General features: G+C 46.2%; 11 protein-coding genes. 4 read left to right on the top strand and 7 right to left on the bottom strand.

The window, feature by feature from the left end; translation table 11 throughout:
• Positions 1-403: 403 nt before the first annotated feature.
• The 3 genes from pepN to V4C51_RS08570 all read left to right on the top strand — a co-directional run bounded on the left by pepN (position 404) and on the right by V4C51_RS08570 (position 7,523).
• A complete protein-coding gene (gene pepN / locus V4C51_RS08560) occupies positions 404-3,043 on the top strand; it encodes an aminopeptidase N (protein WP_330925737.1) in 2,640 nt (879 codons plus the stop codon).
• Between the two features lie 268 nt (positions 3,044-3,311).
• On the top strand, positions 3,312-4,034 hold the full coding sequence (locus tag V4C51_RS08565; protein WP_330925738.1) for a lipid-binding SYLF domain-containing protein: 723 nt from the start codon (positions 3,312-3,314) through the stop codon (positions 4,032-4,034).
• Between the two features lie 24 nt (positions 4,035-4,058).
• Positions 4,059-7,523, top strand: a complete 3,465-nt coding sequence (locus V4C51_RS08570) for a DUF4135 domain-containing protein (RefSeq protein WP_330925739.1) — start codon at positions 4,059-4,061, stop codon at positions 7,521-7,523.
• A 46-nt stretch (positions 7,524-7,569) separates the two neighbouring features.
• Here V4C51_RS08570 and V4C51_RS08575 read toward each other — a convergent pair whose 3' ends face one another.
• Genes V4C51_RS08575 through sctD form a run of 4 tightly spaced genes read right to left on the bottom strand, consistent with a single transcriptional unit; the run spans position 7,570 to position 10,018 of the window.
• Positions 7,570-7,944, bottom strand: a complete 375-nt coding sequence (locus V4C51_RS08575) for a tetratricopeptide repeat protein (protein ID WP_330925740.1) — start codon at positions 7,942-7,944, stop codon at positions 7,570-7,572.
• A 41-nt stretch (positions 7,945-7,985) separates the two neighbouring features.
• The gene (locus V4C51_RS08580) at positions 7,986-8,264 is read right to left on the bottom strand and encodes an EscF/YscF/HrpA family type III secretion system needle major subunit (RefSeq protein ID WP_330925741.1); all 279 of its coding nucleotides are present in this window, start codon (positions 8,262-8,264) and stop codon (positions 7,986-7,988) included.
• 34 nt (positions 8,265-8,298) lie between these two features.
• Complete coding sequence (locus V4C51_RS08585; RefSeq protein WP_330925742.1) at positions 8,299-8,565, bottom strand: EscE/YscE/SsaE family type III secretion system needle protein co-chaperone; 267 nt, start codon at positions 8,563-8,565, stop codon at positions 8,299-8,301.
• On the bottom strand, positions 8,546-10,018 hold the full coding sequence (sctD, locus tag V4C51_RS08590) for a type III secretion system inner membrane ring subunit SctD (protein ID WP_330925743.1): 1,473 nt from the start codon (positions 10,016-10,018) through the stop codon (positions 8,546-8,548). Before sctD ends, V4C51_RS08585 begins: the two co-directional genes overlap by 20 nt.
• A gap of 424 nt (positions 10,019-10,442) precedes the next feature.
• Between sctD and V4C51_RS08595 the strand changes: the two genes are divergently transcribed.
• Positions 10,443-12,140, top strand: a complete 1,698-nt coding sequence (locus V4C51_RS08595; RefSeq protein WP_330925744.1) for an AMP-binding protein — start codon at positions 10,443-10,445, stop codon at positions 12,138-12,140.
• 187 nt (positions 12,141-12,327) lie between these two features.
• Here V4C51_RS08595 and V4C51_RS08600 read toward each other — a convergent pair whose 3' ends face one another.
• The 3 genes from V4C51_RS08600 to V4C51_RS08610 all read right to left on the bottom strand — a co-directional run bounded on the left by V4C51_RS08600 (position 12,328) and on the right by V4C51_RS08610 (position 14,496).
• Complete coding sequence (locus V4C51_RS08600) at positions 12,328-12,732, bottom strand: hypothetical protein (RefSeq protein WP_330925745.1); 405 nt, start codon at positions 12,730-12,732, stop codon at positions 12,328-12,330.
• 114 nt (positions 12,733-12,846) lie between these two features.
• Positions 12,847-13,425, bottom strand: coding sequence for a DJ-1 family glyoxalase III (locus tag V4C51_RS08605; protein WP_330925746.1), 579 nt, complete (start codon positions 13,423-13,425; stop codon positions 12,847-12,849).
• A 138-nt stretch (positions 13,426-13,563) separates the two neighbouring features.
• Entirely contained in the window at positions 13,564-14,496 is a 933-nt protein-coding gene (locus V4C51_RS08610) for a patatin-like phospholipase family protein (protein WP_330925747.1), read from the bottom strand.
• Between the last annotated feature and the right edge of the window lie 46 nt (positions 14,497-14,542).

Below are 14,542 nucleotides of genomic sequence, written 5' to 3' on the forward strand. Positions count from 1 at the left end.
TGTCCGAGAATAGCGCCCGTAGCGAGGATGGCAGAAAATTGAGGATAAAAAGTCGGAAATTTTTAGTGAATAGTGGTTCTATTTGCTAAAAATTTCCGAGTTTTTAGACCAATTTGCTGCCACCGCAGTAGGGCAGTCTATTCTCGGACAGGCTCCTGGCATCAGGAACACCAATAGGTATTCTCAACCAATACATTGAGCAGCACAATAGACCTCAACAGGTGTCCTGACAGACTCCGCGCTATCCTTCACCGCACTATAAGAGCTGGGCTTGACACTCTTTCCGGTCAAATGGAACTCTCCTGCTTTTTTAATTATTGCCACTTGCCTCTATGACAAAGTCTCGGATTATAATTATTGGCTAGAATTCTGCGCAATAACACCTGATCTCAGGAGTGGTAAAATGAAAGATGCACAACCCAATGCCATTTTTCTCAAGGACTATCAGGCTCCAAATTACTGGATTGAAAAAACGGATCTGGTGTTTGACCTCCATGAAGACCATGCCATGGTTTCAGCCTCCTTGTCCATACGGTTAAATGATGATGTAGAAGGCTTGCCAGATTTGGTGCTTAGTGGCATTGATCTGGAACTCAAGAGTATCAGCATCGACGGCCACCCTTTGTCTGACGCTGATTACACAGAACTGCGTGATCAATTATGTGTGAAAGTTGAGCGTCAGCCGTTTTGCCTGGAAATAACCAACCGAATAAAACCCCGGGAAAACACCTCACTGGAAGGTTTATACCTGTCTAATGGCATGTTTTGCACGCAGTGTGAAGCCGAGGGCTTTCGTAAAATCACCTATTACCTTGACCGGCCTGATGTGATGTCAGTGTTCACAACCACGATTATTGCCGATAAACACCGCTACCCGATACTTTTATCCAATGGTAATGATGTGGCACGCGGCGAAGCCGGACAAGGACGCCACTGGGTAAAATGGGAAGATCCGTTCAAGAAGCCCAGCTATTTATTTGCCTTGGTCGCTGGTGATTTACAGCTGAAGGAAGATCTGTTTACAACCATGAGCGGTCGTGATATTTCCCTGCGGATTTATACTGAAGCGTATAATATCGATAAATGTGACCATGCCATGCGGTCACTGAAAAAGTCTATGAAGTGGGATGAAGACGTCTATGGCCGTGAATACGATCTGGACTTATTTATGATCGTAGCGGTTGACCATTTCAATATGGGCGCCATGGAAAACAAAGGACTGAATATCTTTAATTCCTCCTGCGTCCTCACCAGCCCGAAAACCGCAACAGATAGCTGCTATCAACGGGTAGAAGGTGTTGTCGGCCATGAATATTTCCATAACTGGTCAGGTAATCGCGTGACCTGCCGTGACTGGTTCCAACTAAGCTTAAAAGAAGGCTTTACTGTATTCCGTGACAGTGAATTCTCTGCGGACATGAACTCACGGGGAGTGAAGCGTATTCAAGATGTCAGTATGCTACGTACCGCGCAGTTTGATGAAGATTCAGGCCCTATGGCCCACGCTGTCCGACCCGAGTCATTCATTGAAATCGCTAATTTCTACACCCTGACAATTTATGAAAAAGGCGCGGAAGTTGTGCGTATGATTCACAGTATTCTGGGGGATGACTTGTTCCGCAAAGGTTCTGACCTGTACTTTGAGCGCCATGATGGACAGGCTGTGACCTGCGAAGACTTCGTCAGGGCAATGGAAGATGCCAGCGGGAAAGATTTAACCCAGTTTCGCCTATGGTACAGCCAGGCAGGTACGCCGGTTTTGGATGTTTCTGACGCGTTTGATGAGGCTGCCGGTGAATACACATTAACCATCAAGCAGAGCTGCCCGCCAACACCGGGGCAGCATGTTAAGAAGCCTTTTCATATTCCTGTGAGAATCGGCCTGCTTGATAACGAGGGGCTGCCCGTAACATTGAATGCCCAAGGCAGCGATGAGGTCACCCTGGACATTCGGCGCAGTGAAGAAACATACACTTTTACAGGGCTTTCAGCCAAACCGTTGCCTTCATTACTGCGTGGTTTTTCCGCCCCTGTCCGACTGAATTACCCCTATTCCACAACAGACCTGATCTTTCTGATGCAGCATGATACGGATAGTTTCAATCGCTGGGATGCTACCCAGCGGTTAGCCATGGCAGAGATCAATAGCGTCATTGAAGCGCTGGGTAATCATCAGCATCCAACGATTAATCCTGCGCTGATCTCTGCTTGGGGTGAAGTACTTGCCGATCAGTCGCTGGATCAGGCTGTCAAAGCAGAAATGCTGAATTTACCGTCAGAAGCCAGTATTGCCGAACAGCGCCAGTCCATAAACCCCGACTTGATTCACCGCGCACGAAAACAGGTAAAACGTGCCATTGCTAAAACGCACCAGATGGCCTTTTTAGCGCTGTGGAAAAAGCTCAGCGTGAAAAAGCCTTATAAACCTGAAGCCACTGATATTGCTGAACGCGCCTTGAAAAATACCTGCCTGGGCTATTTAGTTACACTGGACAATTTGCAGTATCTGGAGCTGGCCTCAGACCAGTATCGCCAAAGTGGTAATATGACCGATCAGTTAGCAGGCCTGGTAGCCGTGGTGAATGCGGAACGCCATGAGCAAGCGCTGATTGACACGCTGCTCGATGACTTTCTCGCCACCTACCGTGGCGATGCCAATGTGATGGATCAATGGTTCAGCGTGCAGGCCAACAGCCCAACACTGGGAACCCTGGCACATGTTCTGTCACTGATGGAGCATGAGCAGTTTGATGCCAGTAGCCCCAATAAGGTTCGCGCGCTGGTAGGTGCCTTTACCCGAAATATGGTACAGTTCCATAAAACTGACGGCAGTGGCTATCAGTTTCTGGCTGAGCTGGTCATTGAATTTGACCGCAAGAATCCTCAGCTGGCTGCCAGATTAATCCAGCCGCTAACGCGTTGGAAAAAATATGAAGAAAACTACCAGGCACCTATGAAAAAGGCATTGACATCTATTAAAGCATTACCTGATTTATCGACAGATGTTTTTGAAGTGGTGACCAAGAGTTTATCTACCCATTAAACCTGAAGATGCTGGTTTTTTTTAACAAAACTCCATGGAAATAAAGGGCCGCTGTTGAACTTGACCGAGACCAGAGCAACCGGTTACTTATGTGGTCATTTTAGACTGCCTGTGAACATTACCGATCTGCGCATCAGGCCTTTGGCCTGATGCGCCTGACCCCGACTTCATTTTTCCCGGAGATTTTGCCATTGGGTGGCTGCCATAAGCACTGTTTGAGTTCACAAAAAATTTTCCGGGCACTTTCTTCAGCGAGTACGAATTTTTTATGAAAAAAGCGATTATTTTACCACTGGCCGGATTGTTCGCCGTGTCGCCTGTGTGTGGTGACTGGTCATCCTTCAAAGAAAAGGCACAGCAGCTCGGCAGCGATGCGGTGGACATAAGCAAGGACGCCTGGAACAGTACTGTTGATTGGAGCAAAAGCGCTGCTGAGGCCAGCAGTCAATGGATAACAGAGCAAGAAGCGAAGCTCAATACAATGCTGGCGCCAAAAACGCCGCAGGAAGCCCGAACAGCACTTGATACCATGGCGAATGTTGCGCTGGCTAAGCTATTTAAACAACACGCTGGCGCAAAGAAATTGTTTGACAGCGCCTATGGCTATGCAGTGTTTGACTCCCGAAGGTTCTCGTTTATAGTGCATGCCAACGGTGGGTCTGGTGTAGCAATAAACCAGAAAACAGGTCAGCGAACGTATATGAGTATGCTCGGAGGGGGGTTGGCCTTAGGGATTGGCGGAACATTTTATCAGCAAATTATTGTCTTTCAGGATAAAAAAACCTTTGATAACTTTGTTGACAATGGTTGGAACAAAGGCTGGGAAGGTAGCGCGGGTATGAGCGCTATTGCCTGGAACAAGGGCGCTGAGTTATCGTCACGGTATAACGGTGGTTTGGCCGTGTTTGTATTAAACGATAAAGGGCTGCTGCTTGATGCCACTATTTCAGGGAGTAAATACTGGCAGGATGATGAGCTGAACAAAAAATAAGATTAATGGATTAGGTAAGCAGGGATGCAAAAAATGCAAGGGCAGAACAATGCCTTGAAAGCCGGTCGGTTAGGTGTACTGGTGAGTTCACAAACAGGAATGGGAGCCTTCATTAATGGTTTGCAAAAAGCCAATGAAGGTTTTTTGCTGGCATTGATTCGTTATAGCCGGTTTGAGCCTATTGACTGCTTTGTTGATGATACCTTAATAACCGCTTTTCAGCAGCGCTGGCAGTCCTGCATCAAACAATATGGTCATTCCAGGCAGATTCACTTTGTTGGCGCAAGTCGTTTGCCCAATTACCTTCGTGCTCATACATACGCTGCCTTTCATAAAGGTGATCCCTATATTTCATCACTGGCACAACTGCGTGAGCAATGTGCCTGTAACCATTTTGTCATCACTGGCCGGGCACACACCTTAAGTACCGATGTCACATTGTCAAAAGCGAGGGATTTGCTGTTATCTCCCCTTCAGCCCTGTGATGCTATTGTTTGTAGTTCCAATGCCCAACAGCAAGTTCTGACGAGGCAGTTGACCCATGCGGCCCTCGGGGTTAAACACTATACAGGTAAAGCGCCAGGCTATAACGGAAAATTCGCTTATTTACCACTGGGTGTTGATGATATGCCTGAAGGCGTTGGCGATAAATCAGAATGCCGAAGGGCATTAGGCTATCCGCAAGATAGCTGTATACTCCTGTGTGTCGGGCGTTTTTCCTACCGCGATAAAATGGATTTGTACCCACTTTTTATAGCAGCCAATGATTTATTAGAAGACCGTGGCATTACCAATTTTCTGATTGTACTCGTAGGTCAGGGGGATGCTTCAGGCAGTTATATCCAGGGATTGCTACAGCAGGGCTACGACTTGAATCTCGAAGGGCGTGTCCGCTTTGAACTTTCCGCGGATGATCAGAGAAAGCATTTGATCTTTCAAGCTGCTGATATCTTTGTGTCAATTGCTGATAATGTGCAGGAGAGCTTTGGCATTGCCCCGGTGGAAGCCATGAATTATAGCCTGCCTGTCGTCTTATCAGATTGGAATGGATACAAAGAGCTGGTTATTGAGGGTGAAAGTGGTTATTTGGTAGAAACCCTCTCGACCAACCTTGATTTTCTCAGTGTGCCCATGAACAGTGTTCAAGGGGGTTTGGGGCATATGATTGAATCACAGGGAACGGCTGTTAATGTTAAACATCTGACCAATTGTTTACAGACACTGATTACTGAGCCGCAAAAGCGAAAGAAAATGGGTGCCCTTGCCAGGAAACAGGTTATGGCACGTTATCATTGGCCCCAGCTGATTGAGCAATACCACGGCATTGTGGCGCGTTTACAGCAGGCGAAAGCAGCGATTCATGATAAAACTGCCGTCGTGCCCCAGAAGGCTTCTTATTACCATGATATTTTTCAACACTACCCTACACGCTACTTAAGCCCTGATGACTATGTAAAGAGTACTGATCGCGCCCTTCGTATTTTGCTGGGGGATGAAAAAGACGTGCATTTTCAAGAAATCCACCACCTGATTGATAAACTTTCACTGAACCAGGTCATTATGCGCTGTTTATCAGGGGCTCAGGTGCAATCGGTATACGCCGCATTGCCAACGTCGCGGTCACTGCCTTTTATACTTGTCTGGTTATGCAAATACCAGTGGCTGGAATGTACGGCAGAAAAGCCCTCGTTAAAAATACCGCGTAGTGAGCCGGTGAATTTTCAAGTGAACAAAGGGTTGAAAAAGATCGTTGAGGATAGTCTGAAGGGTGTTGATTGCCACAGAAGAGATTACCTGCGCCCGGTCATGGGTTGGTTTGCAACCCACATTCAACGGCGAGTTGGACAACACATACCCGATGACCAGCTATTTAAACAAGTCCTGCAACTGCCGTTATTTATGCTGGATGAGAAACTGCTACAAGCTATTGGCTGGTTCAGTGAAAACAGTGGCTTAACCCATTACCACGAAGTTATGGCCAAGTTGCGTAAACAGGGTGGTTTTTTCGCCTTACAAAAACGCTACCCTCATTGGTTTCGCCTGGGGAAAAAACTCTGTTTAAGGGCATTGCGAAGCCTATATCAGGTATTTGAACGAATTTCCCATGATTTGCCAGCAATTAATCAGCGGTTTAAACAAATATGGCGTAAACCTGCCCGTCGGGTTGTCCATATTGACGCACCAAAGCGCGTAGAATATCTCTCTGTTATCATCCTGACATTTGATAACGCTGAGAAACTTGTGTACAAAAACAGGGATATTCGCATGAATAGCCTTCTGGTGGATCATCAAAGTCCACAAGGAGAGAGTCTCGCAGAAACAGTGAATAAGTGGCTTAATCAATTTCCAGGCATTGGCACCTATAGTATGTTGCCGCGTGAAGCACTGCTGAGAAAACGACAGGTTCATTATGGATTTGTGCAGTACATTGCAGGCTCAGATAAAGGCATTGTGCTTAATCATCAGGAGGGTGAGCGCTATTACCAGCGGTTAGGCGCACTGATTGGGTTTGGATTAATGCTGGGAATGACGGATTTACATACCAACAATGTTATTTCATCTAACGTAATACCCTACCCGGTAGATCTGGAAAACGTCTTCCAAAATGATGCGTTGCAGGCACTGGAGCAGGAGGTGAATAATCCAGTCAAAGCTTTTATGAGAGGCATCAACGGTACAAGTCTTGAAAAATTATGTCTCTTTGATTTTTTCCAACACTTTTATTCCAGCCGGGCTCGCTTTGGATCAGTGACACTCAAAGAAAATAAAATAGTGTTTGAAGAGAAGGTTCAAATACGATCGGCGTTAAAGAACAAGGTAACTATTGGAGACAGGGACAATACGAATAGAGAGGGGCAAAACCTGGTCGTAAGCCATGGAAAATATATTTCTGAAGGTATCCGCGCGATTGTGCGTGTATTATGCCAACATCAAACACAATGGTTGACGGCTTTGGACAAATGCTCTTCACTGCAAGTGCGTTTTCAGCCCATTATGCGTTATGCGGATCTGACCAAACGGGTTAGCCAGTTTCACACTTTTTCAGGATTTCAGCGACTCTCATACAGACAATTGCGACACTATTTTTCCCGGTCTGCATCACGTCTATGTACAACAGGGGTGGAAGTTCAGCGTTGGACACCTGAACAGTGGCGGGAGTCTGTGACAGATCTTGTTGATGCTATGGCAAAACAGTGGTTAAAAGGATGCCAGGGACGTTTTGTAAAATACCCGGGGCAGCGCCATGCCTACCTCCGGCAAAGTGACGGCTCTGTGGTGCAGGCAGGCAAACCCGGTGAAACGTATTTCGGCGATACCGCTTTAGGGCATATGAAAAAGACCTTTGCTCAGCTGGCATCCGATGATGAAAAGCGAGAGCAGTTTTTGACATTACTCACAGGCGCGTTGGAGGCATGGCTTAATGATTCATTGCAACCTTGTGTCAATGTGAGTCAACATAAAAAAGATGAGACTGTTGTCGCTAGCTGAGCGGACTGTGAGGGGCATTTTTATGTGCTCTGACGCAGTATAAAACCTAGTTGCTGTGAATATGCTCCATAATCTGGTTAGCCATATGAATAGCAGCACTATCGTTGCTGTCTTTTATTTCATAGAGGCAAGCTTCACATTCTTTATTATGCCCGTCGAGCATCAGGGCAAGAGCAATAAAAGCCTTGACCGGTGCATTGTCTGGGTCTTTTGGCAGTGCATGTCGTTGCAACAGGGCAATGGCTTGTTGGTATTTTTTCTTGTTCATAAATTCCAGAGCATAGCCAATATCAGGAAGTACGCTTTTGGGTTTTGCCGTTTCAATCCCCGCGAAAATAGCAAAAGCCTGCTTTCTTAATCCGGAGGTGCTGGCCATAAAGCCGATGTCTGCCAGTTTTTTTACCAAGTTGTCAGATATCATCTATTATGCTCCTGTTTATTATCGTTTAAATACAGAGACACTTATATTTTTTGTATAATACTTTGAAGGGTATCCTTAATGGATTTAATGATTCCAGCCCGCAAGCCCTCAACGACCATAAATTTATTAAACTGCACCTGAAAGTTAACCATGTCCTGAGTACTGTTTGGATCCATTCCATCGATCCTTTCTTTTAACTGTTCATCTAATAATTTCGACTGTTCACCAAACTGTTTTTGAACGGTATCAAAGTTAAAACCGTCTCGCGAACCTGGCTGTGATGCCGGGCCAGTATTTAGCGTAGCGTTATATTCATGCATGGTTGTATTTCCTTTTATTCATGTGCCCAGTGGGCTATTTTATTGGCGATGTTCTTTCATGGTGTGCTTTCCAGGTTCTGGAAACTGTTTCTCCTGCCGATGAAATTCCCAGCACAATTGAATCAATGCGCTGATATTCTTCAGGCGAGGCGCCTTCAACTCTCAACTTTTTGAGTCTTATCATTTCATCAAATAATTCTTGCAGTAACTGATCACGAAAATAACCGTCTTTATCGTGAATCAAACGTGTTTCGAGATCTGAAATCTGCAAAGGCTCACGGTCAGGGCTTGGTTTGGTCACTGGATTTTCCTCCTAGCAGGTATTTAATCGACTGGGCACCACTACTGAGTAACAAGTAGTCCAGGTTGATATCTTCGATAATATAACCATTATCAAGTCTGGCACCGATCAGATACTTTCCCCCGTCGTCCATAATGACGTAGGGGATAGTGCCCATACTGACGCCGCGTACGACAATTTGCGCCATACCATTGCGCTTTTGAGCACCTGAAGAGAGGGCTGTAAACGTGTTATCGGTGGAGCCATTAACAATACCGCTTTGCCCGTTAAATTGACTGACCCGCGCTTGACTGGTGGCAATGATGACCGCGGGCTGGTTGTTGTAGCGTGCTTTGAAACGTGTAGCGACTTCCCTGAGTTTATACTCTTGCCCTTCATCCATTAGCAACCCCTGGATCAATAGTTTTCCGGGGCGTTCGATAATATGTACCCTTGAGGCCAGAGCTTTGTCCCGGATCATGGCCTTTAAAATGTTCAGCCGTCCGGCCTGGTTTTCGACCTGGTCAACAATGGACTGTAAACCGTATACTTCTTCTATCAACAAGGCACTGACTTTATCCAACTGGTCTGCTGAAACGAGATAGCCGGTTAAAATCAATGAACCGGGCGTATTGTCAATCTCAATGCCAAGATGTTGATAGCCTCGACTTTTCAGCAATGCTTCAGCGTTGGCCTGCATCTCAGTCATAGCAATCACCTGGGAGCGGTACGATAGCCGATTGTCTTTCAGCGCTTTGATCATCGCATCTTTTTGCTCCCGACTCTGGGTATAACCGGTCATCAATAAGGTGCCATCGGGAAGTGAACGAAACTTGATATCTTTCAGTTGTAGCCGGCTCTTAAGACGATTGGCCTGATCAACAGGGCTGATTGTTGCCACAGGTCTTACTTCTTCTGTTTCAGAAAATAAATAGACGCCAAAAGCCGTCATTAAGACAAGAAATAGCGCTGGCAGCGCAATAAACAACCTGGGGTCAACGTTTAAGCCTTCTTCGTCTTCAGAGGCTGATAGCCTTTCAGTTTCATCAGTATCGGTATCAACAGCCGCCGGTTCATCCACATCAGGGTCCGGAAAATCATTATTCTCATCAGGATTATCAGCTGTTTGCTCGTCTGCTTTTTTAATCTCAGGAACCGTAATGTCTGGCCATTTTTCATCCGCAGACCCTAAAGCAATATGTATACCACCGAAAGTGATAACATCAAATGCTGAGGGCGTGAGCGCTTGATTACCCGGTTCTCCATTGAGATAGAGAGGGTGAGGGCTATCTGTGCTGATAGAAAATTGTCCGTCATCACTGATGCTCAGGATTATCTCGAGATCAATCACGCTGGCATCACTGAGAATTAAATCACAGTTTTCAGCGCTTCCAAGGCTATATTGTCCCGGCTCCAGAGGGATCTCCGCGCCAAGATGGTTACCTGAGAGGATTTTCAGGTAATAGTTACTCATGACCAGCGTTCTCTTTCATGGTTCGTTTGAATACTGTTAATCCTGAGTATTTCTTCACCGTTGTTATCTTTTCAATTTTTCGTCAGGCTAAACGGCCTGCACAACACTGTTTGTATAAATGGAGCCTCCGTGAGAAAGACAACCGCTGGCTCCTCTGCTTGTAAAGACACCATAAGTCTATGATGACTCTGAGAGTATCGGCCGCAGGCGTATGTACTATAGCTTGCAAGTAACGTATTGTATTTATTGATCTAATTTAAAGCTGGCAGTGGGCTGTACACGGTATAGAGGTATGTTTCTTCGCAACCAGGTACACACTCGCCGGTCAGTTCCTCAAAAAAGTTCGCGCATTCCGAAGTAAGGATTGTGAAAATCTGCGGCAAACAGCCATAATAAAAACAACTTAACAAGGGGTGAGTTCTTCATGAATGGAAATTTTTGGACTGGTAAGCGACCGACCGGGGTTGTTGATGATATCAACCCTGATCAATACTCCAGTGTTCTTTCTGTCATTGAGGGGACATTCTCAGATCACGCGATCAGGTCGGCCTTTACGGGAATTGGACATACGCTGACGTTTGCGGATATTGATCGATACAGCAAACGGTTTGCCAGTTATCTACAAAACCATACTGATTTGAAACCCGGTGACCGGATTGCTATACAGATGCCCAATCTCCTGCAGTTTCCCATTGCTGTTTATGGCGCGATTCGAGCGGGGTTAATAGTAGTCAATACCAACCCCCTCTACACTGCCCGGGAAATGCTGCATCAGTTTAATGACTCGGGGGCGAAGGCGCTGGTCTTTCTGGATGTTTTTGGACACCTTGTGGAGGAGATTGTACAAAAAACGGGGATCAGGCACTTAATTTGCACCCACCTGGCAGATATGCTGCCAGCGCCTAAACGACAGTTAATAAACTTTGTCGCGAAACATGTTAAAAAAATGGTGAAGCCCTTTACCCTTGATGAGGCAGTCCCTCTTTTGACAGCCTTGCGGAAAGGGGTTAAATCCCGCTATGCTCCTCCCCCCCCGGTTTCGCCCGACGACCCGATAGTGCTGCAATACACTGGTGGTACAACCGGTGTGTCAAAGGGTGCCATTCTCACTCATAGAAACCTGGTTGCGAACATGCTACAGGCAAAGGCGGTATTGTCCCAACAGGATAATCAGGGACACTCTGTACTAAAGCATGGGAAAGAAGTCATCATAGCACCGCTACCTCTTTATCATATTTATGCTTTTACGGTGCATCTACTGTGCCTTCCGTTTACGGGTAATCATAGTATCCTGATTGCTAACCCCAGAGATACGTCAACGTTTATCAAGTTTATTAAGCCATGGAAGTTTACCGGGTTTATCGGGTTGAATACATTATTTGTCAGCTTGTTGGATCACCCGGAATTTGCCAAGTGTGATTTTTCCAGGCTGCACTTTACCCTCTCTGGGGGAACAGCTCTTCAGGAAGATGTGGGAAATCGCTGGCAGTCATTTACGGGTTGTAAAGTATCTGAAGCCTATGGATTAACGGAGTGTTCACCTGCTGTCTGTATTAACCCGATTGGCGAACAGTCACAGTTAGGGACAGCAGGGTTGCCTGTCCCCAGTACCTTGTTGAAAACGGTGGATGAACAGGGCAATGAAATGCCAACGGGTGAACGCGGCGAACTGTGCGTCAAGGGACCCCAGGTCATGAAAGGTTACTGGCAGCATCCTGAAGCCACAACAGAGGTGCTTGATGATGAGGGCTGGTTTAAAACCGGTGATGTAGCCGTTATTCAGGAAGATGGTTTTGTGAAAATTGTTGACCGCCTTAAGGACATGATTTTGGTATCCGGCTTCAATGTTTACCCCAACGAGATTGAAGATGTCGTGGCAGGTAATAAAAAAGTTCAGAATTGTGCGGCTATTGGCATACCTGATGACAAGACGGGTGAGAAAGTCAAACTGTTTGTCGTACCTTCCGATAGCAGCCTGACCTCAGAAGAAGTTGTCGAGTACTGTCGCGCGCATCTCACCGCATATAAGGTGCCAAGAGATATAGAGTTCAGAACGGAGTTACCTATGACACCCGTTGGCAAAATTCTGAGAAAGGATTTGAGAAGAGAAGTAATGAACTAAACCGATAACTTAAATAGCCCTCTCAGAGGGCTGTTTGGTTTGGCTAATTAGTAAGAGTCTGATAATACCTTCCCAGTTTTGCCGTTCGGGCTGAGCCTGTCGAAGCTCGCTGCCACCACCCTCGACTCTTCGGCAAACCTAGAGCTCAAGGTGAACGAAAATCGGGAAGTTATTTTTAGACTGCTCCTTAAGCAGATTGCTGTTGTTTATTACAATCTGGAAAGTAGTGTTGGAGTATTTCCGGGGTATCTTTTAATGCCTCCAGTGCTTCTTTCTTGGAGCATGGCGTAATACGGGTATGTTTTAGTTTCATAAAGCGAATTTCTGAATCAAACCAAAACCAGTCACCCTCTTCGGTACGACATAATGCCCGGGCTGAATAATTCGGTGAAGGTACTAAAGGTAAGGCAATTTCCCTGTGGAGTGAGCGGCGAACCACGGTAGCGTCAAGGCAGGCATATTTCACCCCATTATAAATTCGCTCAAAACGGTCAAAGGCACCTCCAATCAGTTTTTCTGCTGCCTGATCCTGGCGCTGACTGAGATAGTGCAAAACAAAAACACCAAGGATAATAACAAGTAGACTCTCCATATTCTCTACCTCTTGCCTGCTACGTTACAGGACTTCTTATTTTTCGGTAAACCCTTACGTTCATTTTACACACAAATACGACAAAGTCTCCATGTAGGTATAAAAAATACAACGTTACAATACCCAGTCGGCCACTATTTGTTTGGCAATTGGGCGATAGGTGTCTTTTCCATAGAGGGCATCAATCAGTTGAAATGCAAAACTCAGTGCATTGCCAGCTCCTTGTGCTGTGATCACCCGATGTTGCTGATCGACGACAACCAGTTGACCAGGTTGCACCATTGCACCCTCCATTTTATCCATGAGTGAGGGATGGCAGGTAGCCCTGACATTGTCAAGTAAGCCGTGCGTGGACAGAACAATAGCGGGCGAGGCACAAATAGCCGCGTACCAACGGCCATTATTTTTTTGTTCCTTAAGCATATGGGTTAAAAACCTGCAGTCCCTGAGGTTTTGAGCACCAGGCATGCCGCCAGGCAATGCGATCAGTTGGTAATATTTCTGCGTGCAACTCTCAATAAAACAGTCCGCTTTTAGCTGGATATTTCTTGAACCCGTAACGGCTAAAGCCCCGTTAGCATTGCAGCTGGCAACGGTAACTTGTGTACCTGTTCGCCTTAACGTATTAATAATCGTGGTAGTTTCAATTTCTTCACAGCCATCCGAAACAGGAACAAGAGCATGGCTTGCCATTGTAGAACCTCAATAACACTATCACCAGGAGCGGCAGTCACACGACCGCATACCCCATGTTTCACCCTGTTTGCTACTTCTATCATCAATAAATCAACGAAACAGAGCATTGCCAAAGCGCTAATAGGGATTAGCGTATCAACTGGATTCTATTAATTTAGCAGAGGATGGAGAGGCCTTTTTCAAGGGTTTTGTAAGTTTTTCCACGAAGGCATAACCTTCAGTATAACCTTGGTGGTAATCTGCGACTAAAGCAGCCCTGTTCCGTGAATAATGGCCTGTACTCAAGGTTTTTTTTGGTGCGACCTGAAATAAGTTGACGTCAGGACGAAGCTCAAGGGCACTCAAGTCATCAAGGCCACGGTTATAAACGCAATGTTGCCGCCGAATCATCTGGGAAACAGCAGGTTGATTCCTGTATTGCCAGGCCAGCAGGCGGTCGCTTGTGGATGCCTTTTTTTTCCGATCAACAGGCCGGGTTCTTATCAGGGTAATATCCTTAAAGCCATCAGCCAGCGCCTGGATAACAGGGAGCGGGTCAGAGAGGCTACCATCCATATGGATCTGGCCATCAACGGTGACAGAATCCCGGTATATCATGGGCAGCGCGCAGCTGGCCTTTAGTACCTGCAATAGTCGCTGCGGGCCAGTGGTCGTCCCAATGGATAAATAGCTTGGGCTGTCATCGTCAAGACAGGTAGTGACAGCATAAAATTGACTAGACGACAATGTCTGGCGTAATCGGGGCAGATGAAATGAATGCTGTTGTTGTATTCGCTCGAAAAAAGCATCAAAGTCAAACAGACGCTCTCTTTTCAGAAAGCGTGAAAAGCTGATAAATGCCGCATCCTGACTAAGCTGGGAGTAGATTTCCAGATTCCGACCGCGCTGGCCAGAAAGGAAATAGGTTAAATTAATCGCGCCTGCGGAGGAACCATAATAGGCTTGAAAAGGGCGAAATCGCTTATCATGAAAGGCATCCAAAACACCAGCGGCAAACACGCCTCCCATGCCCCCTCCCTCAACAATAAGGGCTTTAGGTATTACTTGTGGCGTTGTAATTGTCTGCATCCCTGAATGTAAGGTGTAAAAAAGCCCACTTTTATTATAAGCCGGC

This window comes from Candidatus Sororendozoicomonas aggregata (genome assembly GCF_031528575.1).
Lineage (GTDB): Bacteria > Pseudomonadota > Gammaproteobacteria > Pseudomonadales > Endozoicomonadaceae > Endonucleibacter > Endonucleibacter aggregata.

Excerpts from the sequence above, each read along its gene's own strand:
- V4C51_RS08600 (WP_330925745.1), bottom strand. The coding sequence starts at position 12,732 with ATGGAGAGTCTACTTGTTATTATCCTTGGTGTTTTTGTTTTGCACTAT.
- pepN (WP_330925737.1), top strand. The coding sequence starts at position 404 with ATGAAAGATGCACAACCCAATGCCATTTTTCTCAAGGACTATCAGGCT.
- V4C51_RS08570 (WP_330925739.1), top strand. The coding sequence starts at position 4,059 with ATGCAAAAAATGCAAGGGCAGAACAATGCCTTGAAAGCCGGTCGGTTA.
- V4C51_RS08595 (WP_330925744.1), top strand. The coding sequence starts at position 10,443 with ATGAATGGAAATTTTTGGACTGGTAAGCGACCGACCGGGGTTGTTGAT.
- V4C51_RS08575 (WP_330925740.1), bottom strand. The coding sequence starts at position 7,944 with ATGATATCTGACAACTTGGTAAAAAAACTGGCAGACATCGGCTTTATG.
- V4C51_RS08610 (WP_330925747.1), bottom strand. The coding sequence starts at position 14,496 with ATGCAGACAATTACAACGCCACAAGTAATACCTAAAGCCCTTATTGTT.
- V4C51_RS08580 (WP_330925741.1), bottom strand. The coding sequence starts at position 8,264 with ATGCATGAATATAACGCTACGCTAAATACTGGCCCGGCATCACAGCCA.
- V4C51_RS08605 (WP_330925746.1), bottom strand. The coding sequence starts at position 13,425 with ATGGCAAGCCATGCTCTTGTTCCTGTTTCGGATGGCTGTGAAGAAATT.
- sctD (WP_330925743.1), bottom strand. The coding sequence starts at position 10,018 with ATGAGTAACTATTACCTGAAAATCCTCTCAGGTAACCATCTTGGCGCG.
- V4C51_RS08565 (WP_330925738.1), top strand. The coding sequence starts at position 3,312 with ATGAAAAAAGCGATTATTTTACCACTGGCCGGATTGTTCGCCGTGTCG.